17 protein-coding genes and 1 other RNA gene are annotated in these 15,752 nt (G+C 69.9%); 10 read left to right on the top strand and 8 right to left on the bottom strand.

Annotated features, from left to right (window positions below):
• Position 1: 1 nt before the first annotated feature.
• The 3 genes from EIZ44_RS38190 to EIZ44_RS38180 all read right to left on the bottom strand — a co-directional run bounded on the left by EIZ44_RS38190 (position 2) and on the right by EIZ44_RS38180 (position 2,318).
• Positions 2 to 364 (bottom strand): ArsR/SmtB family transcription factor, encoded by a 363-nt coding sequence (locus EIZ44_RS38190; RefSeq protein WP_134733927.1) that lies wholly within the window; start codon positions 362 to 364, stop codon positions 2 to 4.
• Between the two features lie 95 nt (positions 365 to 459).
• A complete protein-coding gene (locus EIZ44_RS38185) occupies positions 460 to 1,827 on the bottom strand; it encodes a GntT/GntP/DsdX family permease (protein ID WP_043834937.1) in 1,368 nt (455 codons plus the stop codon).
• Positions 1,824 to 2,318, bottom strand: coding sequence for a gluconokinase (locus EIZ44_RS38180; protein WP_043834935.1), 495 nt, complete (start codon positions 2,316 to 2,318; stop codon positions 1,824 to 1,826). Before EIZ44_RS38180 ends, EIZ44_RS38185 begins: the two co-directional genes overlap by 4 nt.
• Before the next feature lie 126 nt (positions 2,319 to 2,444).
• Between EIZ44_RS38180 and EIZ44_RS38175 the strand changes: the two genes are divergently transcribed.
• On the top strand, positions 2,445 to 3,128 hold the full coding sequence (locus tag EIZ44_RS38175) for a FadR/GntR family transcriptional regulator (protein ID WP_037815780.1): 684 nt from the start codon (positions 2,445 to 2,447) through the stop codon (positions 3,126 to 3,128).
• A 25-nt stretch (positions 3,129 to 3,153) separates the two neighbouring features.
• Positions 3,154 to 4,053: a cobalamin biosynthesis protein CobD/CbiB gene (locus tag EIZ44_RS38170; RefSeq protein WP_134669391.1), complete on the top strand. Its 900-nt coding sequence runs from the start codon at positions 3,154 to 3,156 to the stop codon at positions 4,051 to 4,053.
• 4 nt (positions 4,054 to 4,057) lie between these two features.
• Here the strand turns inward: EIZ44_RS38170 and EIZ44_RS38165 are convergent, their stop codons facing one another.
• The 3 genes from EIZ44_RS38165 to EIZ44_RS38155 all read right to left on the bottom strand — a co-directional run bounded on the left by EIZ44_RS38165 (position 4,058) and on the right by EIZ44_RS38155 (position 6,074).
• On the bottom strand, positions 4,058 to 4,666 hold the full coding sequence (locus EIZ44_RS38165; protein ID WP_134733926.1) for an FMN-binding negative transcriptional regulator: 609 nt from the start codon (positions 4,664 to 4,666) through the stop codon (positions 4,058 to 4,060).
• A gap of 67 nt (positions 4,667 to 4,733) precedes the next feature.
• Complete coding sequence (locus EIZ44_RS38160; protein WP_134733925.1) at positions 4,734 to 5,564, bottom strand: SURF1 family cytochrome oxidase biogenesis protein; 831 nt, start codon at positions 5,562 to 5,564, stop codon at positions 4,734 to 4,736.
• A gap of 48 nt (positions 5,565 to 5,612) precedes the next feature.
• Complete coding sequence (locus tag EIZ44_RS38155; protein WP_134733924.1) at positions 5,613 to 6,074, bottom strand: low molecular weight protein-tyrosine-phosphatase; 462 nt, start codon at positions 6,072 to 6,074, stop codon at positions 5,613 to 5,615.
• Positions 6,075 to 6,114: 40 nt separating this feature from the next.
• On the opposite strand from EIZ44_RS38155, the gene EIZ44_RS38150 reads away from it, so the two are divergent.
• The 4 genes from EIZ44_RS38150 (at position 6,115) to EIZ44_RS38135 (ending at position 10,755) form a co-directional block, all read left to right on the top strand.
• Positions 6,115 to 6,933 (top strand): Nif3-like dinuclear metal center hexameric protein, encoded by an 819-nt coding sequence (locus EIZ44_RS38150; protein WP_037815773.1) that lies wholly within the window; start codon positions 6,115 to 6,117, stop codon positions 6,931 to 6,933.
• Positions 6,934 to 6,950: 17 nt separating this feature from the next.
• Positions 6,951 to 7,688 (top strand): zinc ribbon domain-containing protein, encoded by a 738-nt coding sequence (locus EIZ44_RS38145; protein ID WP_134733923.1) that lies wholly within the window; start codon positions 6,951 to 6,953, stop codon positions 7,686 to 7,688.
• Positions 7,685 to 8,827 (top strand): bifunctional RNase H/acid phosphatase, encoded by a 1,143-nt coding sequence (locus EIZ44_RS38140; protein WP_167754406.1) that lies wholly within the window; start codon positions 7,685 to 7,687, stop codon positions 8,825 to 8,827. Before EIZ44_RS38145 ends, EIZ44_RS38140 begins: the two co-directional genes overlap by 4 nt.
• Before the next feature lie 182 nt (positions 8,828 to 9,009).
• On the top strand, positions 9,010 to 10,755 hold the full coding sequence (locus EIZ44_RS38135) for a hypothetical protein (protein WP_134669393.1): 1,746 nt from the start codon (positions 9,010 to 9,012) through the stop codon (positions 10,753 to 10,755).
• Here EIZ44_RS38135 and EIZ44_RS38130 read toward each other — a convergent pair.
• Both EIZ44_RS38130 and sfnG read right to left on the bottom strand, forming a co-directional pair.
• A complete protein-coding gene (locus EIZ44_RS38130; RefSeq protein WP_134733930.1) occupies positions 10,752 to 11,930 on the bottom strand; it encodes an SLC13 family permease in 1,179 nt (392 codons plus the stop codon). The genes EIZ44_RS38135 and EIZ44_RS38130 overlap by 4 nt on opposite strands.
• Before the next feature lie 77 nt (positions 11,931 to 12,007).
• Positions 12,008 to 13,129: a dimethylsulfone monooxygenase SfnG gene (gene sfnG / locus EIZ44_RS38125; protein ID WP_134733922.1), complete on the bottom strand. Its 1,122-nt coding sequence runs from the start codon at positions 13,127 to 13,129 to the stop codon at positions 12,008 to 12,010.
• Positions 13,130 to 13,238: 109 nt separating this feature from the next.
• On the opposite strand from sfnG, the gene rnpB reads away from it, so the two are divergent.
• The 4 genes from rnpB (at position 13,239) to EIZ44_RS38105 (ending at position 15,749) form a co-directional block, all read left to right on the top strand.
• Positions 13,239 to 13,631: RNase P RNA component class A (gene rnpB / locus EIZ44_RS38120), an RNA gene on the top strand.
• 22 nt (positions 13,632 to 13,653) lie between these two features.
• Positions 13,654 to 14,511, top strand: a complete 858-nt coding sequence (locus EIZ44_RS38115; protein ID WP_134733921.1) for an SCO6745 family protein — start codon at positions 13,654 to 13,656, stop codon at positions 14,509 to 14,511.
• Positions 14,512 to 14,981: 470 nt separating this feature from the next.
• Positions 14,982 to 15,248 (top strand): hypothetical protein, encoded by a 267-nt coding sequence (locus tag EIZ44_RS38110; protein ID WP_037815757.1) that lies wholly within the window; start codon positions 14,982 to 14,984, stop codon positions 15,246 to 15,248.
• Between the two features lie 12 nt (positions 15,249 to 15,260).
• Complete coding sequence (locus EIZ44_RS38105) at positions 15,261 to 15,749, top strand: hypothetical protein (RefSeq protein ID WP_037815755.1); 489 nt, start codon at positions 15,261 to 15,263, stop codon at positions 15,747 to 15,749.
• Positions 15,750 to 15,752 lie beyond the last annotated feature (3 nt).

Below are 15,752 nucleotides of genomic sequence, written 5' to 3'. Positions count from 1 at the left end.
GTCACCGCGGCGGCTTGACAACTTCATTGAGAAGCTCCTTCTGGGATTCTTCGGCTTCGAGCTGGGCCTTGAGGTCCAGCAGTGCCGCGGTGTGGTGTGCGGTGTACTTGTCGATCCAGCGGTCGTGGATCTGGCGGATCGGGACCGGGTTCAGGAAATGCCGTTTCTCCCGGCCCTCCTTGCGCGAGACGACCAGCTCGGCCTCCTCGAGCAGCTTGAGGTGTTTCATCACCCCGAACCGGGTCATGTCCACTTCGGACTCCAGCTCGGTGAGCGTGCGGCCGTCGCGCTCGTAGAGCAGGTCGAGCAGGAACCGGCGGGTCGGATCCGCCAAAGCCTTGAAAACCAGGTCCTCGTCGGGCACGCACCGAGAATAGGTGACCAAAAGGTCACATGTCAACCAGAAGAACGGCCGCTGGGCTTCCAACGAGGGAAACCCAGCGGCCGGAGGGGAGAGCGCTAAAGCAACGCGCCCAGCGGCAGGATCAACGCGATCGCCACCACCGAGATCACCGTTTCCATCACCGACCAGCTCTTCAGCGTCTGGCCGACCGACATCCCGAAGTACTCCTTGACCAGCCAGAACCCGGCGTCGTTCAGGTGCGAGAAGAAGAGCGACCCGGCACCGATGGCCAGCACCAGCAGTGCGTTGTGCGTCGGGTCCAGCGTCGCGGCCAGCGGGGCGACGATGCCCGCCGCGGAGACGGTCGCGACCGTGGCCGAGCCCGTCGCCAGGCGGATCGCCACCGCGACCAGCCAGCCGAGCAGCAGCGGGGACAGGTCCGCGCCCTTGGAAAGGCTGGTGATCACGTCGCCGACCCCGGCGTCCACGAGGGTCTGCTTGAACCCGCCGCCCGCGGCCACGATCAGCACGATGCCGGCGATCGGGCCGAGGGAATCGCCGATGATCGACGAGAGGCGTTCCCGGTTCAGCCGTGCCGGGCGGCCCAGCACGACCATGCCGACGAGGACCGCGAGCAGCAGCGCGACGAGCGGGTCGCCGATGAAGTCCAGGACGCGGCGCGCCGGGTTTCCCTTGTCCGCCAAGATGTCCGCCAGCGCCTTGGCCAGCATCAGGACCACCGGCAGCAGCACCGTGGACAGCGTCGCGAAGAAGCTCGGGCGATGCTTTTCGTCGGTGCCCTCGGACTCCGGGACCAGGCGGGCGGGCGGAGCGGCGTCGGGCACCATCTTGGCGGCGAGGCGGCCGAACAGCGGGCCGGCGATGATCACCGTGGGAATGCCGACCAGCAGGCCCAGCCCCAGGGTGAGGCCGACGTTGGCGTTCAGCGAACCGGCGGCGGCCAGCGGGCCGGGGTGCGGCGGGATCAGGCCGTGCAGCACCGACAGACCGGCCAAAGCCGGAATTCCCAGCAGCAGCACCGGTTTCCCGCTGCGCTTGGCGACCAGCAGCACCACCGGGATCAGCATCACGAGGCCGATCTCGAAGAACATCGGCAACCCGATCAGCGCGGCCACCAGCGCCATCGCCCACGGCAGCCCCGGACCGCGGACCCGGCCGAGCACGGTGTCGACGATCCGGTCCGCGCCGCCGGAATCGGCGAGCAGCTTGCCCAGCATCGCCCCGAACGCGATCAGCACGCCGACGGACGCGACGGTGCTGCCGACGCCGTTCGTGAAGCTCTTCAGCAGTTTGTCGATCGGCATCCCGGCGACCAGGCCGAGCACGCCGGAGCCCAGCGTGAGCGCGAGCAGCGGATGCAGTTTCACCTTGCTGATCAGCACCACGATCACGGCGATGGCGAGCACCGTGGCGACGATCAGGCGGGTGTCGTGGCCGGTCCAGCCGGCGGCGAGGGCGGTCATGCGCGCTCCTGGAACGCTTTCAGCGCCGACGCGACGAGGTCGGCGGGCGGGCGGCTGATGTCGAAGGTCGCTCCCGGCTCGTCCGCTTCCAGCGGTTCGAGGTCGGCGAGCTGGGAATCGAGCAGCGAAACCGGCATGAAGTGGCCGCTGCGGGTCTTCATCCGCTCGGCGAGCAGTTCGCGCGAGCCCTGCAGGTGCAGGAACCACACGTCCCCGCCGCCGCGCAGCACGTCGCGGTAGCGCCGCTTCAGCGCGGACGAGCTGACCACGGCACCGTTTTCATGATGCTTGCCGATCCACTCCGCGATCGCGGCGAGCCACGGTGCCCGGTCCTCGTCGTTCAGCGGGTGTCCGGCGGTCATCTTTTCGATGTTCGCTCGCGGGTGGAAGGTGTCTGCCTCGGCGTATTCGGTCCCGAGTTCCTTCGCCAGCGCCGTGCCGACTGTCGTCTTGCCCGAGCCCGATACGCCCATCACCACGATGACCGTCATGCGCACCTCCCACGTCTTTGTGCCCTGGAGAGTCAAACTCAAAAGTACTACTTAATCAAGAAGAAGTAGTACTTAATCGAGTCAGAGGGTTAGGTTGAGCCGGTGGGGAATGATCGGCACGAGGACATGCTCGACGAGCTCGGCGCGGCCATCGCGAGCGGCGAGCTGGCTCCGGGCGCGGTGCTGCGCTCGGAGGAGCTGCAGGAGCGGTACGGGGCGTCGCGGACGGTCGCCCGCGAGGTGGTCCGGGTCCTCGAGACGATGGGGTTGACCAGCAGCCGCCGCCGCGTCGGGGTCACCGTCCGCGAGCCGGCCGAGTGGAACCACTATGACCCGAGGCTGATCCGCTGGCAGCTCGACGGAGCCGACCGGCCGACCGCGCTGCGCACGCTGACCGAGCTGCGTTCGGCCGTCGAACCGTGTGCCGCGCGGTTCGCCGCGCTCCGGGCGACCCCGGAGGAACGCGGACGGCTGCGCGCGCTGGCGGTGCATCTCCAGCGCACGGCGCGGGCTCGCGACCTGGACGCCTTCCTCGGCCACGATGTCGCATTCCACGACCTGCTGCTGTCCGCGTCGCGGAATCCGATGTTCGCGCAGCTGTCCTCAGTGGTCGCCGAAGTGCTCGCCGGCCGCACCGGGCACGGCCTGATGCCGGACGAACCGCAGCCCGAGGCGGTCGCGCTGCACGTCGAGGTCGCCGAAGCGATCGACCTCGCCGACGCGGCTCGCGCCGAACGCGCGATGCGCGACATCGTGGAGCAGGCACGCGAGGAAATCGCCGCCGCGGTGTCGAGTAATCTCGGCGACTGAATCGTCCACGTTCGGGGGGCTACAGGTGAGCGCGGCGCGCGCGATCGGCTTGATTCTCGGTTTGGCCGCAGACGGGGCACTCGGCGACCCGCGGCGACGTCCGCCGGTCACCGCCTTCCGGCAGGTCGTCGCCGCCACGGGGGCGCGACGCGCGGCAGGCTTGGGAATCGCGGGCGCGGCGGTCGCGGCCGGGGTGCTGGTCGAGCGGACCGGCCGCCGCAGCCCGGTGCTGCAAGCGACGACCACGGCAGTGGCGACCTGGGCGGTCGTCGGCGCGGCCGGGCTGGCGACGCAGGGCACGGAGCTCGCCCGCGATCTCGAGGAAGGCCGTCTCGAACCCGCGCGCGACACACTGTCCGAACTGGACCCGCGCGTCACGGACAGCCTCAGCACGATCGGGCTTTCCCGTGCGTCGGTGGAAACTCTGGCCGAGAACACGTCCGAAGTGGTCGTCACGCCGCTGCTGTGGGGCGCGGTCGCGGGCGTGCCCGGGCTGCTCGCGGCGCGGACGATCGGCTTGCTGCGCCGGCTGCTTCCCGGGCACTGGGTCCTCGACCGGCTTGACGAACTCGTGCACCTCCTGCCGACCAGGGTGGCGGCTGCGTTGACGGTTCTCGGCGCGCCGGTCGTCGGTGGTTCGGCGGGCGGTGCGTGGCGGGCTTGGCGGCGGGACACGATCGCGCATCCGAGCCCGAACGCGGGCCGGGTCGAGGCGGCTTTCGCCGGGGCGCTGGAGATTCGCGTCGGCGGGCGGACCGAGTACCCGCAGGGGGTCGTGGAGCTGCCGGTGCTCGGGGTCGGCCGGAATCCGGACGCCGGGCACGTGACGCGCGCGGTGGAGCTGTCCCGGGTGGTCGGCTGGCTGGCCGCGGGAACGTCGGTGCTCGTGGCGGTACTGACCGGGGTGCGCCGCCGAAACCCTTGAGCCGTCAGGGTTTCAGATGCGCGATGGCTTCCGCGTCGTTGAAACCGTCCCGTTCGGACAGCAGTGCGCCGATCCGCTGCCGGTCTTCGGATTTCTTGTTCCCGCCGTACTTGAACTTGGCCCGCACCTCGGTCACCGTCAGCTCGATGCCGCGAATCCCGGGCAGCAGCCGCCGATCCGGAGCGTCCACAGCGGACACTGGGGTGCGCTTGCCGTCCGGTTCGAAATGCGCCAGCTGGTGGTTCAGCAGCGCTGCCTTCTCCTCGGGATCGTCGATGAGCCGGACGTCGCAGGCCAGCTGCACGCTCGCGTAGTACGAAGTCGGCACGCCGAGCGCGGGATCGTCGGCGGTGTTCCAGTCCGAGCGGATGTAGGTGTAGTCGCCGGTCACCGTCAGCAGCGCGCGCGGGTGTTCCTCCAGCAGCGGCCACACCGGGTTCGGCCGGGCGAGGTGCAGGCGGACGGTCGCGTCGCCGTCGAAGACGAAATGCGTCGGCACCACCACGGGCAGATCGCGGCCGCGGCCGCCGGCGACCAGTTCGCCGAAATCGCGTCCGGCGAGCCATTCCCGCCATTCGTTCTCGTCCGCGGCGTCCCAGGGGTGGATCAGCATGCCGTCAGTATCAGTGCCGCAAGTGGCCCCGACAAAGAGCCATTTTCCCGAGAAACGACCAGGCCACTCAGGCGGTCGGCGTGTACTCGTCCTCGTCTTCGGCGAGCATCTCCGCGACGGACTTGCGCCGGCCGCGCTGCGGGCGCTCGGTCGTCAGCGCGCCGCCCGGACGCAGTTCGCGGATCGTGAAGTACAGCCAGCCGAGCAACGCCATCGTGCCGAATGCCAGCCACTGCAGCGCGTACGAGAAGTACGGGCCCGATTCGAGCTGCGGCAGCGGCAGCGGGCTGAGCACGCCGGGCTGGTTCTGGTCGAGCTGGAAGTACCCGGGCCGGATCGTGAGGCCGGAAGACTTCGCCACCACGCGCGAGTCGACGGTGTAGCTCTGCAGCTTCCCGTTCGTTGACGCGTCGGCGAACGCGTCGCGGTTCTTCGGGTCCGTCTCGTCGCTTCGCACGCGCGCGACGACCGTCACCTGTCCGCCTGGCGCCGCCGCGTACGGAAGCACGCCGGAGTCACTGCTGAGCCCCACGTAGCCGCGGTCGATCAGGTACACAGTGCCGTCGGTGGCGCGAAGCGGCGTGAGGACCTCATACGCGCCTTGGCCCTGCACAGTGCGCAGCCGCGCGACAACCTCGGCCGAAGGCAGGTACGTGCCGGTGATCGTCACGAGGTGCCACTCGGTGTTCTTGTCCGGCTTCGTCCCGGGCGGCAACAGCTGCGCCGCGGGCACCGGTTTCGCGGTGAACGACGTGGTCAGCGCGTTGTTCTGGGTGACCTGCTCGTTGTCGCGGCGGAACTGCCACGGGGCCAGCAGCGTGTAACAGCAGATGGCGAAGGTGAACACCACCACTGTCAACGCCAGCCATCCCGGCCGGAGCAGAAACCGCAACCGCACCCCTCTACGGTAGGCCGTCGCGTTCCGTGCGCGCACCCGGACCGGACGTCACGCCTGTTCGCGGACCCAGTCGAGCAGTCCCGGCACGCTCCGCTCGATCATCCCGAGCACGTCCTCGAAGCCGTCGTCGCCGCCGTAGTACGGGTCGGGCACCTCGGCGCCTTGCGGCGCGGACGGGTCGAACGAACGCAGCAGCCGCACCCGCGAAGGGTCCTCGACGCGCGCCTGCAGGAAGCCCAGGTGGCTCTCGTCGGCGGCGAGCAGCAGGTCGGCTTCGAGGTCTTCGTCGCTGACCTCGGCCGCGATGTGCTGGGTGGGGTAGCCGTGCGCCTTCAACGTGGCGCGCGCCCGCCGGTCGGCCGCCTCGCCGACGTGCCACGGACCGGTGCCCGCGCTGGACACGCGCACGGCGTCCGAGAGGCCCGCGTCGGCGAGCTTCTTGCGGAAGACGAGCTCCGCCATGGGGGAGCGGCAGATGTTCCCGGAGCAGACAAACACCAGCTTGGGCATGGTCCGCAGTCTTCCAGAGCGACCGTGCGAGGATCCCCGGGTGCCTGCATTAGCCGAGATCATCGCCGTCCTCGAACGCAGTTACCCGCCCCGCCTGGCGGAAAGCTGGGACGCGGTCGGGCTCGTCTGCGGAGACCCGGCCGAGGACGTCCGCCGCGTGCTTTTCTGCGTCGACCCGGTCGAGGAGACGCTCGCCGAGGCCGAGGAGATCGGCGCGCAGCTGATCGTCGCGCACCATCCGCTGCTGTTGCGCGGCGTGCACGGCGTCCCCGCCGACACCGCCAAGGGCTCGCTCGTGCACCGCATGATCCGCGGCGGCATCGCGCTCTACTGCGCGCACACCAACGCCGACTCGGCCGACCCCGGCGTGTCCGACGCGCTCGCGCAAGCCATCGGCCTCGAGGTCGACCGGCCGCTGGACCCGCACGAACCCGGCGGCGCCACCGGGATCGGCCGCATCGGGCACCTGCCCGCCGCGGAACCGTTTGCGCAGTTCGTCCAGCGGGTCGCCGACGCGTTGCCGGCCACCGTGCCCGGCGTGCTCGGCGCTGGAGATTCGGACCGGCTGATCCGCACGGTCGCGGTGTCGGGCGGCGCGGGCGACTCGTATTTGGCGAAGGCGACGGCCGAGGGTGTCGACGCGTACGTGACCGCGGATTTGCGCCACCATCCCGCCGGCGAACACCTCGCGTCCGCCGGAACCGTGCCCGCGCTGGTCGGCTTGACGCACTGGGCCAGCGAGTGGCCGTGGTGCGGACAGGCCTCGGCCCTTGTCGGCGCGGCCTTTGCGGGTACCGTCGAAGCTCACGTCTCCACGCGGTGCACCGACCCGTGGACCATCCGCGCTACCGCCCAGTAACTAAATCAGGGAGCACAGTGAAGGCCGACCCCGCCGTCCAGCGTCAGCTGCTCGAACTCGCGAAGGTGGACGCCGAGCTTTCGCGCGTCGCGCACCGCCGCCGCACTCTGCCCGAGCTCGCCGAGATCGAGGCCGGGGAGAAGACCGTCCGGGAGAAACGCGACGCGCTGGTGTCCGTCGAGACCGCGACGTCCGACCTCGACCGGGAGATCGCCCGGCAGGAGAAAGAGGTCGAATCGGTCCGGGCGCGCGAGGACCGCGACCGCAAGCTGATGGAATCCGGTTCGGTCGGGGCCAAGCAGATGACCGACATCGAGCACGAACTGCAGACGCTCGGCCGCCGCAAGGGCGCGCTCGAGGACGACCTGCTGGAGCTGATGGAGCAGCGCGAGGCACTGGGCCTGGACGCGCAGCGCACGAGCGCCGAGGTCGACAAGGCGACGCAGGCGGTCGAGGCCGCCGCGGCCCGCCGCGACGAGGCGTTCAAGGACCTCGACACCACCGAGGCCCGGCGCAAGGAGGACCGCGCGAAGCTGCTGCCGCGGTTCCCGGAGCCGCTGCTCAAGCTGTACACCCGCGTCAACGACCACAAGGGCATCGGCGCGGCGCTGCTGCGGGCCCGCCGGTGCGGCGCCTGCCAGCTCGAACTCGACCGCAACACCATCTCCGAGATCAAGGCCGCGGCCGAGGACAGCGTCGTGCAGTGCGACAACTGCGGCGCGATCCTGGTCCGCACGCTGGAGTCGGGGCTGTGACCGAACGGGCGATCGTCGAGGCCGACGGCGGGTCCCGGGGCAACCCGGGCCCGGCGGGCTACGGCGCGGTCGTGAAGGACGCGGCGACCGGCGAGGTGCTCGCCGAACGCCACGAATACCTCGGCATCGCGACGAACAACGTCGCGGAGTACTCCGGGCTCGTCGCCGGGCTGGCCGCGGCCGCCGAACTCGGAGTGTCCATTGTGGACGTCCGGATGGATTCGAAGCTCGTGGTCGAGCAGATGTCCGGGCGCTGGAAGATCAAGCACGCCGCGCTGCAGCCGCTCGCCGCGCAGGCGCGCGAGATCGCGGCGGGCTTCGAGCGGGTCGGCTACACCTGGATCCCGCGCGCGGAGAACTCGCACGCGGACCGGCTCGCGAACGTCGCCATGGACAGCGCCGGGTCCGGCGCGACCTCGCCCGCGCCGGTCGCCGAGACGCGGCTCCGGGCGAAGGTCACCGAGCCGGACCGGGTGTCCCCGGCGGGCTGGACCGGCGCCCGCGGCACGCCCACCAAACTGCTCCTGCTGCGCCACGGCCAGACCGAGATGTCGGTCGACCGCCGATACTCCGGGCGCGGCGACGTCCCGCTCACCGAGCACGGCCGGGGCCAGGCCGCCGCGGCCGCCAAACGGCTGGCCGCGATGCCCGGTCTGATCGGCGAGGACGGCGAACCAGCGCCGATCGTTTCGTCGCCGTTGATCCGCACCAAGCAGACCGCGCAGGCTGTCGCCGACGCGCTCGGCGGCCGGGTCGAAACCCACCCCGGGCTCATCGAGACCGACTTCGGCGAATGGGAGGGCCTCACCTTCGGCGAGGCCGCCCAGCGGGACCCGGAGCTGCACCGCTGCTGGCTGAGCGATTCCTCCTGCCCGCCTCCTGGCGGCGAGAGCTTCGACGCGGTCCACGAGCGGGTCGGCAAGGCACGCCGCGACCTGGTCGAGCAGTACGACGGGCGCACGGTGCTCGTGGTCAGCCACGTGACGCCGATCAAGACCCTGCTGCGGATGGGGCTCGACGCCGGGCCGTCGCTGCTGTTCCGGCTGCACCTCGACCTGGCGTCGCTGTCGATCGTCGAGTTCTACCCGGACGGCAACGCCTCGGTCCGGTTGGTGAACGACATCTCGCATCTGTCCTGAACCGGACAAATGTGAGGCAGGTCACGGTCGGGGATGACGTGTGAAACGCCCCGGATGAGGTATTGGCTAGAGTGCGGTGTCGACCGCGGCGCCGCGGCGCAGGTCCCGGCCGGGACTTCAAGGGGGGCGCAGGCTCGTGCGTTTCTTCGGCAGCATCCGCAAGTGGAAACAGTGACGAGGACATGACGGCTAGCGCACTCACCGCAGTATCCGAGCCCGACCTGCCGGGGGAGAAGACGACCGACCCGCCCGCGCGGTTCAAGCTCAGCTGGCTGGCGTCGACGCTGGCGGTGCTGGCCGGCGTGGCCGCGGTCGCGTGGCACGCCACCCGCTACGGGCACTGGATCGTCGACGACGCGGCCATCACGTTCTCCTACTCGCGCAGCGTCGCCGAAGGCCTCGGCCCGGTGCTGGCCCCCGGCGCGCCGCCGGTGGAGGGCTTCTCCGACCCGACCTGGATGATCCTGCTGGCGCTCGGCAAGGTCGTCGGCCTGTTCGACAAGGGCCTGCTGTTCGGCATCCCGGACTACGTGCTGTTCCCCAAGCTGCTCGGCCTGTTCTTCGCCGCGGGCATCCTGGTGCTGTGCCACCTGGTGGCCCGCCAGGTGTTCCGCAGGCACGCGTGGGCGATCACGCTGGCCACCGGTCTCGCGCTGGCGGCGATCCCGTCGTTCGTGATCTGGGTGGTGTCCGGCCTCGAGAACTCGCTGTTCGCGTTCTTCACCACCGCGCTGGCCGCGCTGCTGTTCACCGCGCTGCGCAAGGAAAACTCGCTTTCGTTCAAGGTCGCGATCGTCGCCGGCGTGCTCGTCGCCGCGGCCGCGCTGACCCGGCCGGAAGGCCTGATCTACGCCAGCGCGTACCCGATCGTCCTGCTGTTCGGCGTGAAGCGCGAAGGATTCTGGCCCAGCTTCCGGTCCGCGCTGGTGTCCATCGCCGCCTTCGCCGTGCTGTTCGGCGGCTACGTCGTCTGGCGCTACACGGAATTCCACCGGCTGCTGGCCAACCCGTCGGTCGCCAAGAAGCAGGGCCTGCCGACGTTCGCCTCGCTCATCCGGCCGCACCAACTGGTGGAGTACGCGGGCATCGCGCTGACGCTCGTGCTGGTCGCCGTGGTCGTGTGGGCGCTGCTCAAGGCTTCGTGGCGGCGTCCGCTGATCGGGCTGGTCACGCCGCTCGTGCTCGGCGTGATCGCGTACGGCGTGATGGTCCCGGACTGGATGGCCCAGTACCGCTTCGCGACGCCGGTGTGGGTCCTTGGCGCGTTGTGCGGCGTCATGGCCTTCGCCGAGCTGCTGCGTTCCCTGCCGAAGGTGCCGCTGAAGGCGGTCGCTGCCCTCGTGCTGGTGGCCGCGGCGGTCCCGTCGGCGATCGGCTTCGTGCACCACGACGAGGAATTCGTCAAAAGCCCGACCGTGCCGGCGTGCCTGATCGCCGACCGCTTCGGCCGCGGCTTCAACACGTACGCGGACATGCTCGGCCTCCAGCACGCGTCGCTGCTGCTGCCGGACCTCGGCGGCTCGTCGATGACCAGCCGGCTCGAACTGGTCGACATGGCCGGACTCGTGAACGCCCCGATCGCGGACCTCACGCACAAGGAAGACATCGCCGGCCTGCGCGACTACGTGTTCGACACGGTCAAGCCGACCTTCATCCACTCGTGGGGCCCGTGGGCGGACGGCAACGAGATCAGCATCGACCCGCGCATCGACCGCGACTACGTCCCGATCCTCGTGTACCCCGGCCCGGGCAAACGCCAGGGCGACTTCGTCCGCAAGGACGCGGTAACCGACCCGGCGAAGCTCGCGGCGGTTCAGCACTACGCACAGGTGACGATGATGTCGGTCGAGGCACAGCGATTCGGCAACGGCCTCGAGGACTGCGGCCCGACGTTGTCGCGGGGGAGCACGATCCCGCCTCGGGGTTAGAGGACCAGCCATAGTGCGCACGTCGCCGCAGCCAACGACAGCGGCGTCGTGAGCGCGCCAAGCTTCAGGAACTCCCCCACCGGCGGATGCTCCCCGTGCCGGACCACAACCCGTCGCCACAGCAGCGTCGCCAGTGAACCGAGGTACGTCGCGTTCGGGCCGATGTTCACGCCCAGCAGCACGGCGAGCAGCACGCCCTGATTCGGGTGCGGACCGAGCACAGACAGCAGGATCAGCGTCGCGGGCAGGTTGTTGACGACGTTCGCCAGCAAGGCCGCGACACCCGCGGCGAGCAGGAGCTCGGGCAGCCCGGCGGTCGTCGGCAGCAGAGTGCGCAGCAGGCCGCCGAGGACGTGTTCGTCGACCGCTTCCACCACCACCGCCAGGGCGAGCACGAAGAGCACCAGCAGCGGAGACGCTTCGGCGACCACCTGCCAAGGCCGGATCTTCCGCTCCGCCAACGCTTTCGCGGCCAGCACGAGCGCAGTCAGCGCGGCAATCCAGACCGGTTCGACGTGCACCAGTTGTCCGGTGGCGAAGCCGACCAGCATGACCGCCAGCACGACCAGGGTGAAGACCGGCGCTTCCCGATGTTCGGGTTGCCGGGTGCTGGCCGGTTCCCGCAGATCCTTGCGGAAGAACCAGGCGAACGCAGCCAACTCCACGGCGAGCGTGACCAGCCAGGGCAACGCCATCAGCGCGGTAAACCCGGCGAAGGTGAGGCCGGAAGCGGTGAAGGCGAGCAGGTTCGTCAGGTTCGAGACAGGGAACAGCGTGGACGCCGAGTTGGCCAGGTGCGCGCACGCGTAGACATGCGGTCGCGCGGTGAGTTTCAGTTCGGCCGCAGTGGCGAGGACGACCGGGGTCAGCAGGACGACGGTGGCGTCAAGGCTGAGCACGGCGGTGACGATCGCTGCCGCGGCGAAGGTGAGCAACAGGAGCCGAGGTTGCCGGCCGCGGCAGATTTCGGCTAGTTCGGCGCCGAGCCAGGTGAAGACGCCTTCCGCCGCGGCGAGGTGGCTGACCAGCAGGATCGCTGCGAGAAAGCCCATCGTCGGCAGCATCTGGACGACCCGTTCGCCCGCTTCGTGCGGCGAGGTCAGGCCGAGCGCGAGGACGACACCGGCGGCGGGGACCGCGAAGACAGCTTCCGGCAGGCCGCGCGGACGCGCCATGGCGAACCAGAGCGTTCCGGCCAGAAGCAGCAGGGACAGGGGACCGTTCACCCCCGAACGCTAGCCGCCGCGAAACCTCAGATCCCCGCCGGTTCCGGCACTCCCGCGCCGCGGTCCAGCACCCGCTCCTTCTCCCGGACCACCGGCAGCACCTCCCGGCCGAAGTGCTCGACGTCCTCCAGATAGTGCAGGAAACCGAGCAGCAACAGGTTCGCGCCGCGCTTTTTGTACTCGATCGCCCGGTCCGCGATCTGTTCCGGCGTTCCGATCAAGCCGGTCCGGAATCCGTCGTTGTACTGCACCAGGTCGGCGAACTCCGAATCCGCCCACATGCCCTTGGTGTCCGAAGTGGACTTACCGGCCTGCTTGACCACCGAGCGGAATCCTTCGACGGCAGGCACGTTCGCCTTCGTCACGATCTCCCGCAGCACCTCGCGCGCCTCGGCTTCGGTTTCGCGGGCGATCACGAACCCGTTGAGCCCGAACCGCACCGCGTGGTCGTTCTCCGCGGCGTATCCGCGCACCTCGTCGACCTGCTCGCTGAACCCGGCGAAATCCTTGCCATTGCTGAAATACCAGTCCGAGACGCGACCGGCCAGCTTGCGCGCCGCGGTGGAGTTGCCGCCCTGGAAGACCTCCGGATGCGGCCGGCCAGGCCCGGCGACCGGTTTGGGTTTGATGTCGAAATCGTGGATCCGGTAGAAGTCGCCGCCGAACTCGGCGTGGTCGTCGGTCCACAATTCCTTGAGCACGCGGATGAACTCCTCCGAGCGGCGGTAGCGCTCGTCGTGTTCGAGCCACGGCTGCCCGAGACCGGTGAACTCGTCTTTGAACCAGCCGCTGACCACGTTCACCGCGGCCCGGCCGCCGGAGATGACGTCCGCGCTCGCGATGAACTTCGCGAGCACGCCGGGCTGCCACAGTCCGGGATGGACGGCCGCGATGACCTTCAGCCGCTGCGTCGCGAGCAGCAGCGCCAGGCTGAAACCGGTGGATTCGTGCTGGTAGGCGGCACCGTAGCTGGCGGTGTAGCGGACCTGGGTGAGCGCGTATTCGAAGCCGTTGTTCTCGGCGAGCACGGCCAGTTCGCGGTTGTACTCGTAGCCCCAGTCGGTGCGCTGTTCGATGTCGCTGGTGACCAGGCCGCCGCTCACATTCGGGACCCAGTAAGCGAATTTCAGGGGTTCGGGTGCGGTCATGCCGGGAGTGAAACAGCGGCCGGGCGCCGGGCCAAGCGCGTCCACGCGGTGGAATGTGCCAGCCGGTGCCCGGGGCCGCGCGGCCTCCCGGGTACGCTGTTTCGGCGGACGAGCTGGCAGGACGGTCGCGGCCCGGGTTCTCCCGGTCCGAGGAAAGTCCGGACTCCGCAGGGCAGGGTGGTTGCTAACGGCAACCCGGGGCGACCCGCGGGACAGTGCCACAGAAAACAGACCGCCCCCGTCCCCGGACGGGGGTAAGGGTGAAACGGTGGTGTAAGAGACCACCAGCATCCCGGGTGACCGGGATGGCTCGGTAAACCCCACCCGGAGCAAGGCCAAGAGGGAGTGCGCTCCTGCGCAGGCGATCGAGGGCGGCCCGCCCGATGCCTGCGGGTAGGCCGCTGGAGCCTGCCGGCGACGGCAGGCCGAGATGGATGACCGTCGCCCGGTCCGCCGCGAGGCGGCCCGGGAACAGGATCCGGCTTACATGCCAGCTCGTCCGCCCGATCGCTACGATCGGGCGCATGGGTCAAGCCGTCGCCGCCGCTGTCGCCTTCCGGACCACCTTCGACGCTCTGCACGCTCCCGTCTACTTCGCGCCAGAGACCCAGGAGCGGCTCGCCGCCGCCGGGCTCAAACCGGGGTCGATGACCTACTTCGCCAGCCGCGCCGCGGCGATGGGCGCGGTCGGGCCGGGCACGGTCACCGCCACCTTCTACAGCTTCAGCCCCAGCCTGATCGCCCACTTCGTCCCGCGCGTCTGGACGATCGCCACCCCCGAGGCCGTGCTGGAAGCCCGGCTCGCCGCCGTCGACGACATCTACCGCCGGCTGTTCGGCGACGAGACGCTCGCGTCCGCCGAGGTCGCCGAAGCTGCCGAGCTCGCCCGGGAAGCCACCGAGGGCTGCCGTCCCGAAGGCCGTCCGCTCTACGCCGCGCACGCGGACCTGGATTGGCCCGAACAACCGCACCTCGCGCTCTGGCACGCGGTCACCTTGCTGCGCGAGCACCGCGGAGACGGGCACGTCGCGGCGCTGACCACGAATGGTCTGCCCGGCCTCGAAGCGCTGGTCACGCACAGCGCGACCACGAACGGCACCCCGCCGGACACCGCCAAGCGCACCCGCGGCTGGAGCGACGAGGAGTGGGACGCGGCCGCGGCCCGGCTGACCGCCGACGGAATCCTCGACGCCGGCGGCGCGCTCACCGAACGCGGACTCGAGCTGCGCGAACGCGTCGAGACGGCGACGAACGCGGCGGCGCGGGGCCCGTGGGAGCACCTCGGCGAGGAGAAGACGGCCCGGCTGGAGCAGCTGTGCGCTCCGCTCAGCCGCCGGGTGATCGAAGCGGGCGCGATCCCGAGCGCGGCGTTCCGGCCCTGATCCGCGAGACGGTCCGGAACTGCCCGGGATCACGCTTTGTAGTGAACAAATGCGCACATCGGACGCGATGGTGACCGTTATCGCATCGGAGAGTGATCAATTCCAGATTGTTTTCCAATCCGGTTGTCACTCACCGGACTCGCGGCGGAACGCCGATCGGGGCATGCCACACTGGTGCCTGCCCGACACGCCGGTCCGGGGCGCACCGAGAGTGAGCGCCGCACGTTTCGCGGAGCCGCACCGCCGGAAGACTGCGCAATCCGGGTGGCTTGGGTTATTCCGGAGCACCCTTGCCACGATGATGGAGGGCGAGGAATCCTGACCATCGGACCGCAATACCCGCCCATTGACCACAAGTCGACATCTACGCAGCGCGCTTTGACCATTACCCCTTGTAACGCCATGATGGTGTTCGTAGCTTCGCCGAAGCCAGAACAGCGCGGCGCCCGCCGTGCACCGGGAGTATCGCGATGACCAGCATGACCGCCCTCGAGACGTTTGTGGCCGAAGGGCTCAGCACCGGCAACGTCCGGACCTGGCTGCTCGACAACATCATCCCGCTCGTGCTCCTCGCGGTGGCGCTGCTGCTGCTGTGGCTCGGCGGCGGCAAGGGCGACAACGCGGGGGTCATGCGGCGGCTCGCCGGCGTGGTCATCGCGCTCGCGATCATCGGACTCGCGGTCAGCGGCGCGGGCGTGAACGTGGGCCAGTGGATCGCCGGCCTGTTCACCGGCTGAGGCGGAGCAGGCGTGCGGATCAGGACCGATGACGAGGTGTACCGGGTCGATGCCGTCTGGCTCGGCCCGCCGAAGGCGACTTTTCCCTGGCGAGCCCGCTACGTGGCATGGCTCGTCGGCATTCCGGTCTTCCTGGTCGTGCTCACCGTGGAGCGGTGGGTCGGCTGGAGTTTCGGGTTTTTCTCCACGGCGTGGGCGTTCGTGGCCACGATCGTGATCACCAGGCTGATCACCGCCAAGATCAGCCACGAGCGCCCGCTGGGCGCGGTGATCGCGATGATGGGCCAGGAACTGCGCGCGCCGAGAGAACGGACCTCGGGCGCGGGCGGCGCGGTGAGCGCCAGCCGGGTCCGGGTGCGGGCGGAGCGCCCGCTGCCGAAGCACAAGAGAAGGCGGCAATACCAGCACCGCGACCCGCGTCGCGGTGCCGGCACGAGTGCCGGGAAACAGGGAGCACCACGAGCGCGCCGGAGCCGCCCCGCGGCTCGGGCCGGGAGGTAGTCG

Origin of the sequence: Amycolatopsis nivea, from assembly GCF_004522235.1 — a bacterium.
Lineage (GTDB): Bacteria > Actinomycetota > Actinomycetes > Mycobacteriales > Pseudonocardiaceae > Amycolatopsis > Amycolatopsis nivea.
This window is presented reverse-complemented; position numbering and strand designations above follow the sequence as displayed.

Bases quoted from the DNA above. Each gene is read 5' to 3' on its own strand.
- EIZ44_RS38185 (WP_043834937.1), bottom strand. From the start codon at position 1,827: ATGACCGCCCTCGCCGCCGGCTGGACCGGCCACGACACCCGCCTGATC.
- EIZ44_RS38180 (WP_043834935.1), bottom strand. From the start codon at position 2,318: ATGACGGTCATCGTGGTGATGGGCGTATCGGGCTCGGGCAAGACGACA.
- EIZ44_RS38175 (WP_037815780.1), top strand. From the start codon at position 2,445: ATGCTCGACGAGCTCGGCGCGGCCATCGCGAGCGGCGAGCTGGCTCCG.
- EIZ44_RS38165 (WP_134733926.1), bottom strand. From the start codon at position 4,666: ATGCTGATCCACCCCTGGGACGCCGCGGACGAGAACGAATGGCGGGAA.
- EIZ44_RS38155 (WP_134733924.1), bottom strand. From the start codon at position 6,074: ATGCCCAAGCTGGTGTTTGTCTGCTCCGGGAACATCTGCCGCTCCCCC.
- EIZ44_RS38135 (WP_134669393.1), top strand. From the start codon at position 9,010: ATGACGGCTAGCGCACTCACCGCAGTATCCGAGCCCGACCTGCCGGGG.
- EIZ44_RS38130 (WP_134733930.1), bottom strand. From the start codon at position 11,930: ATGGCGCGTCCGCGCGGCCTGCCGGAAGCTGTCTTCGCGGTCCCCGCC.
- sfnG (WP_134733922.1), bottom strand. From the start codon at position 13,129: ATGACCGCACCCGAACCCCTGAAATTCGCTTACTGGGTCCCGAATGTG.
- EIZ44_RS38115 (WP_134733921.1), top strand. From the start codon at position 13,654: ATGGGTCAAGCCGTCGCCGCCGCTGTCGCCTTCCGGACCACCTTCGAC.
- EIZ44_RS38110 (WP_037815757.1), top strand. From the start codon at position 14,982: ATGACCAGCATGACCGCCCTCGAGACGTTTGTGGCCGAAGGGCTCAGC.